15 protein-coding genes and 1 pseudogene are annotated in these 17,635 nt (G+C 73.6%); 10 read left to right on the top strand and 6 right to left on the bottom strand.

Annotation, left to right across the window (positions count from 1 at the left end):
- Positions 1-60: 60 nt before the first annotated feature.
- Positions 61-2,205 carry an endo-beta-N-acetylglucosaminidase gene (locus ACZ4Z1_RS04235; RefSeq protein WP_468485042.1) on the top strand — a complete coding sequence of 715 codons (2,145 nt, stop codon included), beginning with the start codon at positions 61-63 and terminating at the stop codon, positions 2,203-2,205.
- 161 nt (positions 2,206-2,366) lie between these two features.
- Complete coding sequence (locus tag ACZ4Z1_RS04230) at positions 2,367-5,429, top strand: alpha-mannosidase (RefSeq protein ID WP_468485041.1); 3,063 nt, start codon at positions 2,367-2,369, stop codon at positions 5,427-5,429.
- Positions 5,430-5,478: 49 nt separating this feature from the next.
- Here the strand turns inward: ACZ4Z1_RS04230 and ACZ4Z1_RS04225 are convergent, their stop codons facing one another.
- Positions 5,479-6,753 (bottom strand): glycosyltransferase, encoded by a 1,275-nt coding sequence (locus tag ACZ4Z1_RS04225; RefSeq protein ID WP_468485040.1) that lies wholly within the window; start codon positions 6,751-6,753, stop codon positions 5,479-5,481.
- Complete coding sequence (locus ACZ4Z1_RS04220; RefSeq protein WP_468485039.1) at positions 6,750-7,595, bottom strand: MerR family transcriptional regulator; 846 nt, start codon at positions 7,593-7,595, stop codon at positions 6,750-6,752. The genes ACZ4Z1_RS04225 and ACZ4Z1_RS04220 overlap by 4 nt, the downstream gene beginning before the upstream one ends.
- A gap of 287 nt (positions 7,596-7,882) precedes the next feature.
- On the opposite strand from ACZ4Z1_RS04220, the gene ACZ4Z1_RS04215 reads away from it, so the two are divergent.
- From ACZ4Z1_RS04215 to ACZ4Z1_RS04205, 3 genes are all read left to right on the top strand, one after another.
- Positions 7,883-8,356 (top strand): hypothetical protein, encoded by a 474-nt coding sequence (locus ACZ4Z1_RS04215; RefSeq protein ID WP_468485038.1) that lies wholly within the window; start codon positions 7,883-7,885, stop codon positions 8,354-8,356.
- A 6-nt stretch (positions 8,357-8,362) separates the two neighbouring features.
- A complete protein-coding gene (locus ACZ4Z1_RS04210) occupies positions 8,363-9,655 on the top strand; it encodes an ATP-binding protein (RefSeq protein ID WP_468485037.1) in 1,293 nt (430 codons plus the stop codon).
- A gap of 103 nt (positions 9,656-9,758) precedes the next feature.
- Entirely contained in the window at positions 9,759-10,262 is a 504-nt protein-coding gene (locus tag ACZ4Z1_RS04205) for a DUF1269 domain-containing protein (protein ID WP_468485036.1), read from the top strand.
- A gap of 82 nt (positions 10,263-10,344) precedes the next feature.
- Here the strand turns inward: ACZ4Z1_RS04205 and ACZ4Z1_RS04200 are convergent, their stop codons facing one another.
- The 4 genes from ACZ4Z1_RS04200 to ACZ4Z1_RS04185 form a co-directional block, all read right to left on the bottom strand.
- Complete coding sequence (locus tag ACZ4Z1_RS04200) at positions 10,345-10,743, bottom strand: GntR family transcriptional regulator (RefSeq protein WP_468485035.1); 399 nt, start codon at positions 10,741-10,743, stop codon at positions 10,345-10,347.
- 127 nt (positions 10,744-10,870) lie between these two features.
- Positions 10,871-11,878 (bottom strand): ABC transporter permease subunit, encoded by a 1,008-nt coding sequence (locus ACZ4Z1_RS04195; protein WP_468485034.1) that lies wholly within the window; start codon positions 11,876-11,878, stop codon positions 10,871-10,873.
- Positions 11,875-12,861, bottom strand: coding sequence for an ABC transporter ATP-binding protein (locus ACZ4Z1_RS04190; protein ID WP_468485033.1), 987 nt, complete (start codon positions 12,859-12,861; stop codon positions 11,875-11,877). The genes ACZ4Z1_RS04195 and ACZ4Z1_RS04190 overlap by 4 nt, the downstream gene beginning before the upstream one ends.
- Positions 12,862-12,950: 89 nt before the next feature.
- Complete coding sequence (locus tag ACZ4Z1_RS04185) at positions 12,951-13,475, bottom strand: GNAT family N-acetyltransferase (protein WP_468485032.1); 525 nt, start codon at positions 13,473-13,475, stop codon at positions 12,951-12,953.
- Between the two features lie 218 nt (positions 13,476-13,693).
- Between ACZ4Z1_RS04185 and ACZ4Z1_RS04180 the strand changes: the two genes are divergently transcribed.
- The 5 genes and pseudogenes from ACZ4Z1_RS04180 to ACZ4Z1_RS04160 all read left to right on the top strand — a co-directional run.
- Entirely contained in the window at positions 13,694-14,014 is a 321-nt protein-coding gene (locus ACZ4Z1_RS04180; protein ID WP_468485031.1) for a hypothetical protein, read from the top strand.
- 138 nt (positions 14,015-14,152) lie between these two features.
- A complete protein-coding gene (locus tag ACZ4Z1_RS04175; RefSeq protein ID WP_468485030.1) occupies positions 14,153-14,959 on the top strand; it encodes an exodeoxyribonuclease III in 807 nt (268 codons plus the stop codon).
- A gap of 217 nt (positions 14,960-15,176) precedes the next feature.
- Positions 15,177-15,851 carry a class I SAM-dependent methyltransferase gene (locus tag ACZ4Z1_RS04170; protein ID WP_468485029.1) on the top strand — a complete coding sequence of 225 codons (675 nt, stop codon included), beginning with the start codon at positions 15,177-15,179 and terminating at the stop codon, positions 15,849-15,851.
- A 56-nt stretch (positions 15,852-15,907) separates the two neighbouring features.
- A complete protein-coding gene (locus ACZ4Z1_RS04165) occupies positions 15,908-17,086 on the top strand; it encodes a cytochrome P450 (RefSeq protein ID WP_468485028.1) in 1,179 nt (392 codons plus the stop codon).
- Positions 17,087-17,320: 234 nt separating this feature from the next.
- Positions 17,321-17,575, top strand: a pseudogene (locus tag ACZ4Z1_RS04160) (TetR/AcrR family transcriptional regulator); the annotation flags it as partial.
- Positions 17,576-17,635: the final 60 nt, after the last annotated feature.

Genomic DNA, 17,635 nt, shown 5'->3' with positions numbered 1-17,635 from the left:
CCGGGCGGCGGACGGGCCGGGGAGGCCGGAGTGGACGCGCAGACGATCGGAAGGACGAGCATGGGCACGGGTAGGAGAACGGGTACGGCCACGGGCACGGCCGGGGTGTCGCGGCGCGGGCTGGTGGCCGGGGCCGCGGCGGCCGGTGCCGGGCTGGCGCTTCCGGTGGGCGCCGGGAGCGCGGTGGCGGCCCGGGGAGGGGGGAAGGCGGTACCGGCCGGGGCGGCCGGCGCCCTCCAGCCGTACGCCTCCTACTGGTTCCCCGACAGCTTTCCCGAAGGCCGCGAGCCCGACCCCGGCGCGGTGTGGCGCAGCCTGAGGAGCTGGCGCCCGCAGGATGACGCGGACCTGCCGTACAACATCGCGACCGTGCCGCTGGCCAGGCGTTTCACGCCGGTGCCCGCCAACCCCACGGCCCGCGCCGGGCAGGCCCGTATCTCGGCGCTCGTCTCCTTCGCGGGTACGGCCGGCAACCCCTCCCAGGGCGGCCCCAAGGCCGATTTCTACGCCCTGACCCACTGGGCCTACCTGGACGAACTGGTCTTCTGGGGCGGCTCCTCGGGCGAAGGCATCATCCTCGCCCCCAACGCCCCCGTCATCGACGCCGCGCACCGCAACGGCGTGCCCGTCCTGGGCAACGTCTTCCTCCCGCCGGCCGCGTACGGCGGCGAGCTGGCGTGGACGCGCGAACTGGTCCAGCAGGACTCCCTGGGCCGTTTCCCGCTCGCGGACAAGCTGATCCAGGTGGCCCGTACGTACGGCTTCGACGGCTGGTTCCTCAACGGCGAGACCGACGGCGGTGACCCCGCGCTGGCCCGGCAGGTGGCCGGCTTCGTGCAGGCCTTGCGCAAGGGAGCGCCCGAACTGCGCATCACCTGGTACGACGCGTTCAACGCTGACGGCCGGGTGGGCTGGCAGGGCGCGCTCAACGACAAGAACGCGATGTTCTTCCAGCGCGGGGCCGAGAAGCTGTCCGACACGATGTTCGTGGACTTCCGGTGGAGCGCGGCCCGGCTGGTGTCCTCGGCCGCGTACGCCCGGCGGCTGGGACGCTCCCCGTACGAGCTGTGGGCGGGCGTCGACGTCGAGGCCAACGGCTGGGACTCGCGTGTGAACTGGGACGCCTTCGTGCCGGAGGGCCGCGATCATGTGGTGTCGTACGGGCTCTACCGGCCGGAGTGGACGCGGCGGGCCGGCGAGGCGCCCGGGCCGTTCCACGCGCGCGACGACCAGTTCTGGGGCGGGCGGAACACCGACCCGTCGGCACCCGCCGGGCCGGGTTCCTGGCGCCCGGCGGCCCGCACGGTCGCCGACCGGTCCACCGTCACGTCCGTACCGTTCGCGACCGCCTTCAACACCGGGCACGGGACGGCCTGGTACGAGGGCGGGGTGCGGACCGGAGAGGCCGAGTGGAACCACCTCGGCCTCCAGGACCGGCTGCCGGGGCGGCGGTGGGCGCTGTGGGCGGACGGCGGTGGAACCTTTCAGCGCCCCACGGTCGGCTTCGACTTCGGTGCGGCCTGGCGCGGCGGGAGCAGTCTGCTGGCCGAGGGCACGCTCGACAGGGCGGTGACGTGGGAGCTGTACCGGACACGACTGCCCCTGCGCACCGGCACCGTCCTGGAGATCACCCACCGCGCCGACGAGGGCTCGGCGGCGGTCACCGTGGAGGCTGCCGTGGCGTACGCGGAGCCCGCGAAGGCGGGCGGGCGGCCGGAGTTCCGCCGGTTCCCCGCCGACCGGACCGTACGGGCCGCGGACGGCTGGGTCACCTCCACCGTACGGATCGGCGGCGGGCCAGGCCGGACCGCGTACGCGCTGGGCGTGCGGCTGGGCGCGCCCGGCGCAGGGCCGGTCCGCTGGCGGCTCGGCGCCCTCGCGGTACGCGACGGCGAACCGGCCGCGCACACTCCCGCGCCGCCGAGCGCCCTGAAAGCCGCCGCATCGCGCGTCACGGGCGACGGCGTGGCCGAAGTCCGGCTGACCTGGCGGGCGTCGGCCAAGGGCGTGCCCGTACGGCATTACGAGCTGCACCAGGTCCTCCCGGACGGGAAGCGGCGTTTCCTCGGCGGGACCTGCGGCACCGCCTTCTACCTGCCCGCGCTGCGGCGTACGCCCGGCGAACCGGGGACGCGGCTGGAAGTGCGGGCGGTCGGGGAGCTGTACACGCCGTCGGCCGCGGCCGCGGCCGTATTCACCTGGTAGGCCACCGGCTCAAGGGGCAGAAAACCCGCAGGACGCGCACCACGGGGGATGCCCGTCCCGCACGCCCGGACCACACGGAAAGCCCGTCCGGCACGCCCGCACCGCAGGAAAGCCCGACCCGCACCCACCCGTACCCGCCCAGCACCCACCGGAGCGCCCTCATGCACGACGACCGCAGCATCGTGGAACACCGTCTACGCCGTGTCCTGACCGACCGCATCGTGCCCGCCGTCCGCAGCCGGTCCGTGCCGCTGAGGGTCGAGCGCTGGGAGGCGCCGGGCGAACCGGTACCGCCCGCCGAGGGCCTGGCCGCCGAGTACGAGCCGACGAAGACCGGGGAGGGGTGGGGGCCCGCCTGGGGCACCACCTGGTTCCGGGTCACCGGGCAGGTCCCGGCGGAGTGGGCCGGACGCACCGTCGAAGCCGTACTGGACCTCGGCTTCGACGCGAACATGCCCGGCTTCCAGTGCGAGGGCCTGGTCTACCGGGCGGACGGTGAGGCGGTGAAGGGCCTCAACCCGCGCAACGACTGGGTGCGGGTGGCGGCACCGGCGGCGGGTGGTGAGGAGGTCGAGCTGTACGTGGAGGCGGCCTCCAACCCGGTGCTGGCGGACCACCGGCCCACCTACGAGGGCGACCGGCTCACCGCGAGCCACGCGCCGCTGTACCGGCTGCGGCGGATGGACCTCGTCGTCTTCGAGACCGAGGTCTGGGAGCTGGTCCAGGACCTGGAGGTGCTGGGCGGCCTGATGCGGGAGCTGGACGTGGCCGACGCGCGCCGGCACGGCATCCTGCGCGCCGTCGAACGCGCCCTGGACGCGGTGGACCTGAAGGACATCGCCGGCACGGCGGGGCGGGCGCGCGAGCAGCTCGCGGACGTCCTCGCCTCCCCGGCGCACGCCTCGGCCCACCGCATCAGCGCGGTCGGCCACGCGCACATCGACTCCGCCTGGCTGTGGCCGCTGCGCGAGACCGTCCGCAAGGTGGCCCGTACGTCGTCCAACATGGTCGGCCTGATGGATGACCACCCCGAGTTCGTCTTCGCCATGTCGCAGGCGCAGCAGCTCGCCTGGATCAAGGAGCACCGGCCCGAGGTGTTCGCGAAGGTGCGGGCGAAGGTCGAGGCGGGACAGTTCGTGCCGGTCGGCGGCATGTGGGTGGAGTCGGACACCAACATGGTCGGCGGCGAGGCGATGGCCCGGCAGTTCCTGTACGGGAAGAAGTTCTTCCTGGACGAGTTCGGGATCGAGACGAAGGAGGTGTGGCTGCCGGACTCCTTCGGCTACACCGCGGCCATGCCGCAGCTGGTGAAGCTGTCGGGCTCGACGTGGTTCCTGACGCAGAAGATCTCCTGGAGCCAGGTCAACCGGTTCCCGCACCACACCTTCTGGTGGGAGGGCATCGACGGCACCCGCGTCTTCACGCACTTCCCGCCCGTCGACACCTACAACTCCGACCTCGGCGGCAAGGAAATGGCGCACGCCGCCCGCAACTACCGGGAGAAGGGCCGCGGTTCACGGTCGCTGGCGCCCTTCGGGTGGGGTGACGGCGGGGGCGGCGCCACCCGCGAGATGCTGGCCCGCGCCGCCCGGCTGCGCGACCTGGAGGGCTCGCCACGGGTGGAGATCGAGCGGCCCGCCGCGTTCTTCGAGAAGGCGCACGCGGAGTACCCGGACGCTCCGGTGTGGGCGGGCGAGCTGTACCTGGAGCTGCACCGCGGCACGTACACCTCCCAGGCCAAGACCAAGCAGGGCAACCGGCACAGCGAGTCCCTGCTGCGCGAGGCCGAGCTGTGGGCCGCCACCGCCGCCGTACGGGTGCCGGGCTACGCCTACCCGTACGAGGACCTGGAGCGGATCTGGAAGACGGTGCTGCTGCACCAGTTCCACGACATCCTGCCCGGCTCGTCGATCGCCTGGGTGCACCGGGAGGCCCGCGACACGTACGCGCGGGTCCGCGAGGAGCTGACCGCGATGGTGCTCGCCGCGCAGACCGCGCTGGCCGGGCCGGGTGACCGGGAGATCGTCTTCAACGCGGCACCGCACGCGCGCGGCGGCGTCCCGGCGGGCGGTGCGCAGCCGGCCTCCGGGCAGAGCGGTGAGCCCGTCTCCGTACGCCCGGTGACGGTCGAGCCGCTGACCGTGGACGGCCGGGCCACCGGCGGCCACCGGCTCGACAACGGCCGGCTGCGCGTCGAGATCGACGCGCGCGGCCTGGTCGTGTCCGCATACGACATGGAGGCCGGCCGGGAGGCCGTCGCGCCGGGCGCCGCGGCCAACCTCCTCCAGATCCATCCCGACTTCCCCAACATGTGGGACGCCTGGGACGTGGACGAGTTCTACCGGCACAACGTCACCGACCTGGTGGCCGTGGACGAGCTGACGGTCGACGCGTCCGGGCCGGACGCGGTACGCATCAAGGTCGCCCGGTCCTTCGGGCACGGCTCCACCGTCGTACAGACCCTGACGCTGCGGGCCGGCGCCAAGGTGCTGGACATCGACACCGAGGTGGACTGGCGGGAGACCGAGACGTTCCTGAAGGCCGCGTTCCCGCTGGATGTGAAGGCCGACCGGTCCGCCTCCGAGACCCAGTTCGGGCACGTCTTCCGCGCCACCCACACCAACACGTCCTGGGAGGCCGCCAAGTTCGAGATCTGCGCGCACCGCTGGATCCAGGTCGAGGAGCCGGGCTGGGGTGCGGCCCTCGTCAACGACTCCACCTACGGGCACGACGTCACCCGCGACATCCGCCCCGACGGCGGCCAGACCACGACCGTACGGCTGTCCCTGCTGCGCGCACCCCGCTACCCGGACCCGGAGACCGACCAGGGCCGCCACCGGCTGCGGTACGCGCTCGCACCCGGCGCGGCGGTCGGTGACGCGGTGCGGGAGGGGCACTGGATCAACCTGCCCGAGCGCGCGGTGCGGGGCGGCGGGCCGGTCGAGCCGCTGGTCGGGGTGGACGACGACGCGGTGGTCGTGGAGGCGGTGAAGCTGGCCGAGGACCGCGGCGGGGACGTCGTGGTCCGGCTGTACGAGTCGCACGGGGGGCGGGCGTCGGCCACGCTCACGGCGGGGTTCCCGGTGGCGGGGGCTGTCGAGACGGACCTGCTGGAGCGGGAGGCGGCGGGTTCGGCCGTGGGTGAGGTGCGGGACGGGCGGGTGGCGTTGACGCTGCGGCCGTTCCAGATCGTGACCGTACGGCTGACACGCGCGGAGGGCTGACGTGAGGGCGGGGCGGCCGATGCCTTGCGGACCCGGCCGCCCCGCCCCCTCACCCTTCGTTCTCCACCGCCTTGAGCACCTCGCCCGCGCCGTCCTCCGCGGCCATGCGCCGTGCGATCCCGGTGGCGGCGACGCGGTAGGAGGGTTCCCGTACGGCGCGTCCGATGGCCTCGGCCAAGCGGCCCGCGGCGCCTTCCTCCTCCGACAGCGCGCGGAACGGCACCGGACCGGTACCGGCGCCCGCCGAGGCCAGCCGGGCGGCCCAGAAGGGCTGGTCGGCGGTGACCGGGACCGGTACGGCCGGGACCCCGGCCCGCAGTCCGGCGGCCGTCGTGCCCGCGCCCGCGTGGTGCACGACGGCCGCCGTACGCGGGAAGAGCAGGGCGTGCGGGACCTCGCCGACGGTCAGGATGCCGTCGGCGGCTTCGGGCCCGGTACCGCCTTCCGGCCCGGTCAGGCCCGCCCGGCCGGACTGGATCACGCCACGGACTCCGGCGCGGCGCAGGGCGGCGACGACGTTCGCCGTCAGCCGCGCGGCCGTGCCGTCGTCCGTACCCGCCGCCATGCTGCCGAAGCCGACGAAGACGGGCGGCGGGCCCGCGGCGAGGAAGTCCTCCAGCGCGGGCGGGAGGACGGCGTCCGGTGCGACGTACGGCCACCAGGTGCCGACGACCTCCAGGCCGGGGCGCCAGTCGGCGGGGCGGGGGACGAGTGCGGGGCTGACGCCGTGCAGCACCGGGCGCCCGTCCTCGATCCGGCGCCGGCGTACGGCGCGCGCCGACGCGGGCGGCAGGCCGAGCCGGGCACGCAGGTCCCGTACCCCGTCCGCGTACAGGCGGTCGACGATCCGCAGGGAGAGCCGCCCGGCGGCACGGTTGCCCCAGCGGCCGAGCGAGCGGGTGCCCGTGACCACGGGAGGGAACTCCCCGGTGGGGGCGTTCGGCTGGAGGGGCAGGTCCAGCGACGGGATGCCCAGCGCCTCGGCGACGTGCCGACCGAGCGGGGCCGTGGTCGCGGACAGAAGCAGCAGGTCGGTGCCCTGGGCCGCGGCATCGGTGATGCCCGGGCCCAGTTCCCGGACGAAGGCGGCGGCCCGCCGCATCAGCTCCCGCTTCCCGCCGACGGCCCCGCCACCGCCATCCGCCCGCCCTCGGGGATCAGCGGGCAGTGCCCGGAATTCCAGCCCGGCGGCCCGTACGAGCTGCGCGTACGAGGCGTCGGCGGCCAGCGCGACGGTGTGCCCGGCCTCCCGGAGGCGGGCGCCGAGGCCGGTGTACGGGGCGACGTCACCGTACGAACCGGCCGCCGTGATGAGGATCTTCATGACTGCTCCGGAAGGGAGGGCGGTACGGCTTCGGAGGGGGTGGTTTCACAAGGACCCGGTGCGTGAGGACCCGGTGCGTGGCGGACCGCGTTGGCGAACACCGCCGTCCGCAGGTACCCGGCCAGGCCGGGACGCTGCTGGGACGGCGGTACGACCAGGGCGAAGGCCCGCGCGTCGGCCGCGAAGTCGTCGGCGATGCGGCAGTGCATGCCGGTGGGGCACGGCGTGAACCAGCGGGTGATGTGGGTGCGGTGCTCCTCGGCCAGGTCCATGGCCCGGTCGCCGTCGGCGGCCTCCCCGGCGTCGAAGGCGGCGAGCAGCCGGTGCCGCCACGCGCCCGCCTCGGCCATGATCCGCGCCCAGTCCTCCTTGGTGTGCGCGGCGGCCCGCGCCATGGACTGCTGGTGGCCCGCGCTGTGCTGCCACTTCAGGTGCGCCTCGGTGGCGTAACTGAGGTCGAAGGTGACCTCGCCGAAGATCTCGAAGCGTTCCTCGGGCGTCAGTTCCACCCCCGTGCGCTGCACCTCCATCGCCCGCTCGGCGACCTCGACCAGCCGCCGCAGTCCGGTGATCTGCTCGGTGAGCAGGCGGTGCCGGGCGCGCAGCTGGTCCAGGGCGTTGGCCTGCGGGTCCTGGAGGATGGCGGCGATCTCGTCGAGGGTGAAGCCGAGCTGCCGGTAGAAGAGGATCTGCTGGAGGCGGGCCAGGTCGGCGTCGTCGTAGCGGCGGTATCCGGCGGGGCTGCGGGCGCTGGGGGAGAGCAGGCCGGTCTTGTCGTAGTGGTGCAGGGTGCGGACGGTGATGCCCGCGAAGCCGGAGACCTGCCCGACCGAGTACGCCATGGAACCGCCTTTCGCGCCACGGCCCGCGGGCCGCCGTACGGCCCGTGCCGTACGGGGAAAGGCTGCGGCCTGACGTGGGGGGAGGGTCAAGCGGGGTCCGGGGCGGGACCGGTCGCGGGCGGATGCTGCGGCCACCGATGGAACGCTGTTACACGGCCGTGGGGCCGCCGTGAAACAGGCTGCTTAGCGTGGGGGCATTCTGGGCGGACACGGCTACCTTTGTCGTAAAAGCCCACCCGTGGCGACCCGGCGGCACCCCGGAGCCGCCCCAGCCGACCGAGGGACACGTGCGCTCACTCACCGCGACCGCCTGCGCCGCCGCGATGTCCGCGGCCGCACTGCTGCTGTCCGGCTGCTCCGACCCGCGCGGCCTGCGGGTGGCGGGCCCGGCCGTGTCCCCCTCGCCGCCGTCCGGCCCGGCCGAGGTCACCGACCCCGTCTACGTCTCGGACGCGGCGCGCCGCCCGCTGCAGCGCCCCGCCTCCTTCGTCCTCACCGACTCGGTGAGCCTGACCGGCCTGCGCTGGACGTCCTGGGGCGAGGCGACCGCCGAGGCCACCGGAGGGCTCAGCGGCGCCTGGTGCCGGCCCGAGTGCGGACGGCAGCCGTACGCGGTCAAGGTCACGCTCAGCGGGCTGTTGAAGCAGGAGCGGCAGGACCGGCCGGCGTTCTACTCGCGCGCCACGCTCGTCTCCGACCGCCTGACGCCGCGGAAAGCCGCCGAACTGGGCGGCATCAGCCTGCACACCCCGGAGTTCTAGGACGTCATGGGGTTGCGCGCGAAGATCGGCATAGCGATCGCCGCCACGGCCGCCGTGGTCGCGGTCCTGATCGGGGTGCTCGTGCACAACCGGACCGTGGACGCGCAGTTCGACCTGGCGGCCGAATCGATCGACGGACGGCTGCAGAGCCTGGTGCAGGACCGGGCGGCCGGCATCGACACCGGCCGGGCGATCGTCGATCCGCCCGACCTCCCCGGCCTGCTGAAGGACGCCGTCGCGCACGGCAAGCGCGGCGTCTACCTCGAACCCGACGGCCCCAAGCCGCACCTGTGGGCCGCGACCGAGCTGGACGGCGAGGTCATCGCGCTCAAGCGCCCGTACGTACGGGAACGCGAGACGCTGCGCAGCCTGGACCGCGTCCTGTGGCTGTCGGGCATCGCGGGCACCGCGCTGGGCTGCGTCGTCGGCCTGCTGGTCGCCCGCCGGCTGGGACGGCGGCTGACCGCCTCGGCCGGCACCGCCCAGCGGATCGCCGAGGGTGATCTGACGGCGCGGCTGCCGCGCGGCGGCAAGGACGAGATAGCCCAGCTGACCACCGCGGTGAACACCATGGCCGACGCGCTGGCCGCCCGCCTCCAGGCCGAGCGCGACGTCACCGCGAACATCGCCCACGAACTGCGCACTCCCGTCGCCGGGCTGGTCGCGGCCGCCGGTCTGCTGCCGCCCTCGCGCCCCACCGAGCTGGTCCAGGACCGGGCCCAGCGGGTACGGGGTCTGATGGAGGACGTGCTGGAGGTGGCGCGGCTGGACGCGCGTACCGAAGAGGCCGACACGGAGCTGCGGCCGCTGGGCGAACTGGCGCGGCGGACGGTGGCGGCGATGGGCGGGGCCGCCCGGGCGGGCGTGGACGTACGGGTGATCTCGGACGGGCTGGTGGAGACCGACCCGCGGCGGGTCGAGCGGATCCTCGTCAACCTGGTCGGCAACGCGCTGCGGCACGGTGCGGCCCCGGTGAGCGTCGAGATCGAACGCGGCGTCCTGCGCGTCCGCGACAGCGGGCCGGGCTTCCCGGAGGCCCTGCTGGCACACGGGCCGCAGCGTTTCCGTACCGGCGGCGGATCGGACGGCCACGGGCTCGGCCTCGGACTGACCATCGCGTCCGGGCAGGCGCGGGTGCTGGGCGGGCGGCTGACGTTCGCCAATCCGGAGGGCGGCGGGGCGCAGGCGACGCTGGATCTGAGCGGTGCGCTGAGTACGGACACGGAGGGGGAGGGCGCGGCGGACGGGGAGGACCGCGACCGCCCCGCCTCCGGCCGCCCTCCCTCCGACGGTCCCTGACGTGCGTACGGGTCCGGTGGCGCCAAGAGTGGTGTGAGACGCCCGCGTCCGGAGCAGGCGTTCTGTACCCGATCGCCGACTGCCTACCACTGGAGCCACCGCGATGGACGAGAACGTGCTCTTCCTGGACCTCACCGACGCCGGTGCGGGTGCGGCGCGGCGCGCCCTGGACGCGCTGCGCCACGAGGACGCCGAACACCGGATCACGCTGCGCGCGGCCACCGTGATCGCCCGGGACACCGACGGCAACGTCACCTTCCCCGAGAACGAGGACCACACGGGCACCGCGCGCGGCTTCGCCGCCGGCGGGCTGCTCGGCGGGCTCGTCGGACTGCTGGGCGGGCCGCTCGGCGCCGTGATCGGCTTCGGTGCCGGCGGCCTGCTCGGGGGCGCGCACGACGCGCGCCGGGCCAGCGCGGACAACGCGGCCGTGGACATGCTGGCGGCGGAGGTGCCGCCGGGCAGCACCGTCCTGGTCGCGGAGGTCTCGGAACCGGCCAGGGGCCCGGTCGACGCGGCGCTGGCGGGCCTCGGCGAGGAGGTCGTGCGCTACCCGGCGGCCGAGGTCCGCAAGCACGTGGAAGAGCTGATCGCGCAGAGCCGCTGAGGCGGCGCGGGCCGGAGGCGGGCGGCTGCCCCGTAGGACCGCGGCCGCACGCGCCACGAACCCGGTGCCGCTCCCGCGCGTCTCACCCCGCCGGGTACCGCTCCTCCACCGCCGCGTTCAGCAGCGCCTGTACGTCCTCCCTGGTCAGCCCCTGTGTACGGGCCTTCTCCAGCCACGTACGGAGCTCCTCGCGCAGCAGCGCGTCGGAGTCGGCGGCGGACTCGGGGCGGGCCAGCGACCGGCTCACGAACGTGCCCAGGCCGGGCCGCGGCTCCACCAGGCCCTCGCGTTCCAGCTCCCGGTACGCCTTCAGCGTCGTGTTCGGATTGACCTTCGTCGCGGCTGCGACCTGCGCGGCCGTGGGCAGCCGGTCGCCCTCGACGAGGATGCCCAGCCGCAGGGCCTGCCGGACCTGCTGGACGATCTGGAGGTAGGTGGCGACGCCGCTGCGCCGGTCGATGCGGAACTCCACCGCGTTCACCGCCTCCCCGCTGCTCGCGCGGGCCGCTGCTCCCGCGCCGTTGCCGACGCCCGCGCCGACTTGTTCTCCGGCGTCCGTTTCGGCTTGATGATCGGTCCACTCGTACGGAGTGTCAAAGTGATGCCGCTCAGAGTGGCCGGCGCCGTGCCCGGCACACGATGAACACCGTCACCGCGGCGGCCAGCGCCACCAGGATGCCGGCGCCGGTCCACTGCATGGTCGCCATCTGGTCGTAGCCGTAGTAGTCGACGGCCCGCTGGACGATGCCGAACTTCCTGTGGCACGCCTCGCCGGGGTCGTTGTTGCAGGTCCCGAAACCGAAGAGCTTGCCGTCGGCGGTGGCAAGCCAGTCGTCGATCCGTACGGCGCCGCCCGGCAGCCGCGGGTCGTCCTGGTCGTACGGGTACAGCTTGCGGCGCAGGGGGGCCAGCAGCGGCCAGACCCGCTCCGACCACACCACGCCGGACACGAAGCCGAAGACGAAGAGCAGGGCCATCGAGGCGACGACGCGGCGCAGCAGCATGCCGACGGCGATACCGACGACCGTCAGGAAGAGGGAGCGCGCGACCGGGACCGGGCCGGTGGCCTCCAGCGGGCCGCCGTTGTACCAGTCGCCGAGCGCGGCCAGCTCGTGAGCCGGCTCCCACAGCCACGTGAACGCGGCCGACATCAGCGATGTGCACACGAACACCAGGGCCAGCGGCACGGTCAGCTTGGCGGCGATCCACCGGCCCCGGGAGACGGACTGGGTGGTGGCCAGCCGGATGGTGCCCTGCTCCTGCTCGGAGGCGATCAGCGGGACGCCGACGAACACGCCCAGCAGGACCGGGACCCACTTCAGGAAGGTCGCGCCCTCGTTGAAGAGCGAGTTGAAGGAGTCCTGGAAGCGCATCAGCAGCTCGCCGTCCTCGCTCGGCGAGGAGCCCGCCGTGCGCGGGTGCGCGTCGAGGAAGTCCATGACGTTCATGCGCTGGTAGGCGAAGACCGCGCAGGTCACGACGGTGACGGCGAAGCCGATGAGGAAGGTGCCGCGGTGGCGGCGCCAGACGAGCCAGGTCATGCCGTGGAGCAGGCCGCGGGGCACCGTGGTGTCCTTGCCGGCGCTGCCGGTGGTGGTACGGGTGAGGACGCTCATGCCGCGGCCCCCTGGTCGCCGCCCGTACCGGATCCCTTACCGGTCTCCGGTGTTCCCCGTGGCACCCGCGCCTCCTCGGCGATCAGCGTCGGGGCTCCGGGGGAGCGCAGGTAGGCCAGCAAGACTTCCTCCATGCTCGGTTCGTTCGTCTCCCAGGTGCCGGGGAGCGGGCCGCCGGGACGGATCAGGGCGGTGAACTGCCGTCCGGTGACGCGGGACTCGACGACGGTGTGGCGCTCGGCCAGCTCGGCGGGCACGCCACCGGGGCTCCCGGCCTCGGCGCCGGGCTCCGCCAGCCCCGTCACCAGCAGGTGGCCCGGTTCCAGCTCGTCGATCCGCCCGGCCATCCGCAGCTCCCCTTCCGAGAGCATCAGCAGGTAGTCGCACATGTCCGCCATCTCGGAGATCAGGTGCGAGGACATCACCACGGTCGTGCCGTGCTCGGCGGCCTCCGCCAGCAGCAGCCCGGACAGTTCGTGCCGGGCGAGCGGGTCCAGGTCCGCCATCGGCTCGTCCAGCAGGAGCAGCTTCGGGCGCTTGCCGAAGGCGAGCGCGAGCGCGACGCGGGTGCGCTGGCCGCCGGAGAGCGTGGCGACGCGGGCGTCGAGGGGGATCCGGCCGGCGCGGACGATCCGCTCGGCGGCCGCGGCGTCCCAGCGCGGGTTCAGTTCCCGCCCCAGCCGCAGGGTCTCGGCGACCGTGAAGCGCGCGTACAGCGGCTTGTCCTGGGCGAGGAAGGCGACGTGCTCCAGTACGGCCGGGTCGCTCACGGGCACCCCGAACAGCCGCAAGGTGCCGGTCGTGGGCCGAACCAGCCGGGTGGCGGTTCCCAGGAAGGTGCTCTTGCCCGCGCCGTTGGGGCCGACCAGTGCGCACACATGGCCCGCCGGGAGCCGGAACGAGCAGTCCCGCAGGGCCCAGCCGCGCCGGTACTTCTTCCCGAGGCCGTCCGCCTCGATCGCCCATGGGCTCGGGTCGCTCACCCGAAACCCCCCTTCCACTAGTTCATTAGTGGAATGAGTATGGGGAGCGGCTCCGGCCGATGTCAACGCGGTCCTGTGCGCGGGCCGGTTTACGGGGTGTGCGCCCGTGCGCGCTCTCCAGGCGCGGCCCCGGCGTCGCCCACCAGCGACTTCCCCATGCACCGGCTGTCCTCGTACGTCCGGTACAGGCCGAACTTCGCCACCGGCCGGTAGCCGCTCGACGCGTACAGCGCCAGCGCCTCGGGCTGCTTGACGCCCGTCTCCAGCACCATCCGGGTGCGGCCCGCGGCGCGCGCGTCCGCCTCCAGGGCCGCGAGGATGCGGCGGGCCAGCCCGCGGCCCCGGGCCTCCGCCACCACGAACATCCGCTTGATCTCGGCGTCCCCGTCCGCGTACCCCTCGGGGCCGGCGTCCTGGGACCGCCAGCCGCCGGTGGCCAGCGGGCGCCCGTTCTCGTACGCGAGCAGGTACAGGCCGTGCGGCGGCCGGAACATCGCCGGGTCGAGCGGGGGCATGTCGCCCTCGCTGTCGTACCGCTGCGCGTACTCCCGCTGCACCAGCCGGTCGAGGGTGACGGCGTCGGCGTGGTCATAGGGCACGGGACGGATCTCCATCCGCCGCATCGTACGGATGACCGGCCGCCGGGGCGAGAACGCCGGGTGAAAGATCGCAGTGCCCCTCTACCTGACCCCGCCCCCGCCCTCTCGCCGCATACGGCGGTTCGGCGGAGTCAAAGCACTCGATGGGGGTGTGTCGGTACGTAATGGGACAATCCGGGCCGGTGACGGGGAACGGCTGCTGCGCCACTGACGCTGAACCGAAGGAGAATGCCATGCGTCTGCGTCCCGTGCTGGCCACCGCCACCGCCGTCCTCTCCCTGTCCGTCACCGGTCTGACCGGAGCTGCCGTCGCAGCCGACCCCGCGCCGCCGGTCACCTTCGGCAACACCACGGGCAACGACGGCAGCAACAACGAGGTCCGCGGTGAGCAGGACTACCCCGGCACCCTCGGGTGGGGCCACAAGCCGTACCAGCTGCTCGGCGACCGCGACGGCAGGTACGTGATCACCGCGGTCAACAAGACCGACAGCGACCGGCTGCCGACCTGCTACCGCGACCTGTACGCGACTCCGGCCTCCTCGATCTGCCACTGACCGGGGCGGCTCACCGTGGTGCCCGGCGCCCACCGCGCCGGGCACCGGCCCGCTGACCGGCGCGGATAGCGCCGAATCGTTCCTGCTCTCCCTCATCGCGTAGGCTGCGCTGCCGCCAGCGCGATGAGGGAGCAAAGAGTGCTAACTGTGACAACCGTCAACGTCAACGGCCTGCGCGCCGCGGCCAAGAAGGGCTTCCTGCCGTGGCTGGCGGAGACGGACGCCGACGTGATCTGCCTCCAGGAGGTACGCGCCGAGCCGGGCCAGCTGCCCGCCGAGGCCCGCGAGCCCGACGGCTGGTACACGGTGCACGCCCCGGCGACGGCCAAGGGCCGGGCCGGCGTCTCCCTCTACACGCGCCGTGAGCCCGAGCGCGTACAGGTGGGCTTCGGGTCCGCCGAGTTCGACACCAGCGGCCGGTACGCCGAGATCGACCTGCCCGGCGTGACGGTCGCCAGCCTCTACCTCCCCTCCGGTGACGTCGGCACCGAGCGGCAGGACGAGAAGGAACGCTTCATGGCCGAGTTCCTCCCGTACCTCGCCGCCCTGCGCGAGCGGGCCGCCGCCGACGGCCGTGAGGTCCTGGTCTGCGGCGACTGGAACATCGCCCACCAGGAGGCCGACCTGAAGAACTGGAAGGCCAACCGGAAGAAGGCCGGCTTCCTCCCCGAGGAGCGCGCCTGGCTCACCCGCGTCCTGGACGCGCACGACGGCGGCTACACCGACGTCGTCCGCGCCCTCCACCCGGACACCGAGGGCCCGTACTCCTGGTGGTCCTACCGGGGCCGCGCCTTCGACAACGACGCCGGCTGGCGCATCGACTACCACGTCGCCACCCCCGGCCTCGCCGCCCGCGCGGTCAAGGGCTTCGTCGAACGCGCCGCCTCCTACGACACCCGCTGGTCGGACCACGCGCCGGTCACGGTGGTCTACGGTCACGGCTGACGCCTGAGGGATACGGGAGGGGCGGCCCGGGCGTGCGGCGGGTGTGCGGCGCGGTGGGCCCGGTGTGCGGCGCGATGCGCGGCGCGCGGCCTCGCCGACGGCTGCACGGCGTCACGCTTTCGAGGTAGTGGCGGTATCGGCACCACCACACACGGGCATACGCGACATATACCCGTACGGCGGCCGCACAAGGAGTGGCGATGGCCCTGGTGCTGCGGTGATCTCCCCGGAAGGCGCCCGTGTGGCGCGCGTCTTCGACAGCCTCGGCATGGAGTTCGAGCACGCCTTCGCCGGCCGGAAACAAGCCCAGACCGACGCCGTCGAAGACCTGTCGCGCCGCCTCGCTCCCGGCTCCCGCGTCCTGGACGTGGGGTGCGCGACGGGCCGCCCCACCACGGAGCAGCTGTGCGCGAAGGGCCTGGACGTCACGGGCACCGACGTCTCCGAGGTCATGCTGGCCCACGCACGGCGCCAGGTTCCCCAGGCGCGTTTCGTCCTGGCCGACCTCTTCGGCGACGTCCCCGCCGAGCTGGGGGTGTACGACGCGGTCGTCTGTCTTTTCTGCCTCGTCGACCTGCCCGAAGGGCCCTTCGTGGAAGGGCTGCGGCGGCTCGCGGCCCTCACCGTGCCGGGCGGCACCCTCCTGCTCGCGGTCCTGGAGCGCCGGGAGCCGGAGGACGCGCGGTTCCTCGGCCGGACGTATCCCGCCGTGCGCTGCCGACGCGAGGACGTGTACCGCTACGCGCGGCTGGCCGGTCTGGAGGCCGAGCGCGTGGAGGTCCGTACCGAAACCCCGCCGGGCGACCGGGCGGCACCCGAGAGAGGCCTGTACCTGTGGGCGAAGACTTCGGCGTGCCGGGGGCCGGCACGCGACAACCGGCCTGCCCGATGACCGGGCAGCCATCCGTCCCCCCGGAATCCCGACGGAACGCGCCGACGGAAGTGGACGTGGAATGGCCCCTGTCCCGGCGCGGCGATGTCGTTCCCGAAGTGTGTACGTGGCTCCGCGAGCACCGGCCCGTCGCCCGCGTCCGTACGTTCACCGGTGACCCGGCGTGGCTGGTCTCCACACACGAACTGGCCACACGCGTATTGCAGGACGCCACTTTCAGCATGTCGGCCCTGGCCGAACCGGGTTCACGCCTGCAATACGCGCCGCTCTTCCCGGCGTCGAACCGCAGCAGCGTGAAGGACATGGTGGGTGTCGGGCTGCGCGACACGGTGATGCAGGCCCTTTCCCCGCACGCGGTCAAGACCATGGCCGGCGACTTCCGGCGAAAGGCCGGCGAACTGCTCGACGAGCTGCTGGCCGAGGGCCCGCCGGCGGACGTCCGGGCGCGCTTCACCCAGCCGTACACGGCGTCGGTGATGTCCACCGTCCTGGGCCTGTCCGAGGACCACGGAGACCTGCTGATGAGCGGGTTCGACATCAGCATCATGACCGTGCCGCGCTCGTTCGAAGGGGCGCAGGTCAACCTGGCGAAGTGCCTGGCGCGCACGCGCGCCCGCCTGCAGGCGCCCGACGCCGTCGATGCGCCAGGTCTGCTCGGCGCGCTGGGCCGTCTGCGAGCCGAGAACGGGACGACGGCCGAACTCGACGAAGAAATCGTCCTGATGCTCAACAACCTCTTCGTCGCCGGAGGACTGAGCACCTCGGCGTTCCTGCTGCTGGCCCTGCTGTTGCTCATGGAACACCGCGACCAGATGGAATGGCTGCGCGCCCATCCCGAGGCCATGGAACCGGCGGTGGAGGAACTGCTGCGCTACAGCCTCGCCATCGGTGACGGACTTCCGCGCATCGCCACCAGGAACACCGAACTGGGCGGTCAGGCCATCGAGAAGGGCGACCTCGTCCTCGTCCTGGTCGAAGGTGCCAACCACGACCCCACCGAATTCCCCGACCCGGAAAGACTGGACCTGACACGCCACCCGAAAACCCACCTGACGTTCGGCACCGGCCGGCACTACTGCTCGGCCACCTTTCTCGCGCGCACCCACGCCTCCATCGCACTGTCCGCCGTCCTGGAGCGCATGCCGGAGCTGCGCCTGGCCATTCCCGCGGAAGAAATCAGCTGGCGGTCGGGCTGGATCAAACGCACCCCGGAACGCCTGCCGATCCTGTGGTGACACCGCGCGGCCACGCGCCGGTGACGGGCGTCCACGATCGCGGCTGACGCCCGAGCCGTACGGGGCCGGGCGCGCCCGCGACCTCAGGAGCGGCGCACCGCTGAACCACCAGCCGGGCCCACCACTGGCCACCCGGCCTCCACCGCACCGACATACCGGCGTACGCGCTGGTCAACACCGACGACGACACCCTGTGGGGCGTCTGCGCCGACGTCACCGGCCTGTACGCCGCCCCGCCCCGCCGCAACGGCACGCATCCGCGAGGCGCTTGCGGCCGGAGCACCCAGCTTCGACGCGATCCAGGAGGCCATCGCCGGCTACCTGGAAGCGGAACAGGGGCTCGGCCGGGTGGCGGCGACCGTCGATCCGCCCGCCGTCGCCCTCGCCGTCGTCGGCGCCGCCCATCACCTGCTGATGACCACCTGGCCGGGCGCGCCCGACCCACGGCCTTCCATGACACGCCTGGTGGGAGCGCTGGCGGAGGGGTGAGAGCGCGAAGTCGCGGCACGGCCGCCGGGCCGTGCCGGTCCGCGCGGAACACCCCGCACC

Source organism: Streptomyces sp. NPDC030165, assembly GCF_055573595.1.
Note: the sequence above shows the minus strand (reverse complement) of the source record. Positions and strands in the feature narration are given on the sequence as shown.

Coding starts and splice junctions, on each gene's coding strand:
- ACZ4Z1_RS04210 (WP_468485037.1), top strand. CDS start 8,363: ATGGGGTTGCGCGCGAAGATCGGCATAGCGATCGCCGCCACGGCCGCC.
- ACZ4Z1_RS04225 (WP_468485040.1), bottom strand. CDS start 6,753: ATGAAGATCCTCATCACGGCGGCCGGTTCGTACGGTGACGTCGCCCCG.
- ACZ4Z1_RS04230 (WP_468485041.1), top strand. CDS start 2,367: ATGCACGACGACCGCAGCATCGTGGAACACCGTCTACGCCGTGTCCTG.
- ACZ4Z1_RS04205 (WP_468485036.1), top strand. CDS start 9,759: ATGGACGAGAACGTGCTCTTCCTGGACCTCACCGACGCCGGTGCGGGT.
- ACZ4Z1_RS04235 (WP_468485042.1), top strand. CDS start 61: ATGGGCACGGGTAGGAGAACGGGTACGGCCACGGGCACGGCCGGGGTG.
- ACZ4Z1_RS04185 (WP_468485032.1), bottom strand. CDS start 13,475: ATGGAGATCCGTCCCGTGCCCTATGACCACGCCGACGCCGTCACCCTC.
- ACZ4Z1_RS04220 (WP_468485039.1), bottom strand. CDS start 7,595: ATGGCGTACTCGGTCGGGCAGGTCTCCGGCTTCGCGGGCATCACCGTC.
- ACZ4Z1_RS04180 (WP_468485031.1), top strand. CDS start 13,694: ATGCGTCTGCGTCCCGTGCTGGCCACCGCCACCGCCGTCCTCTCCCTG.
- ACZ4Z1_RS04195 (WP_468485034.1), bottom strand. CDS start 11,878: ATGAGCGTCCTCACCCGTACCACCACCGGCAGCGCCGGCAAGGACACC.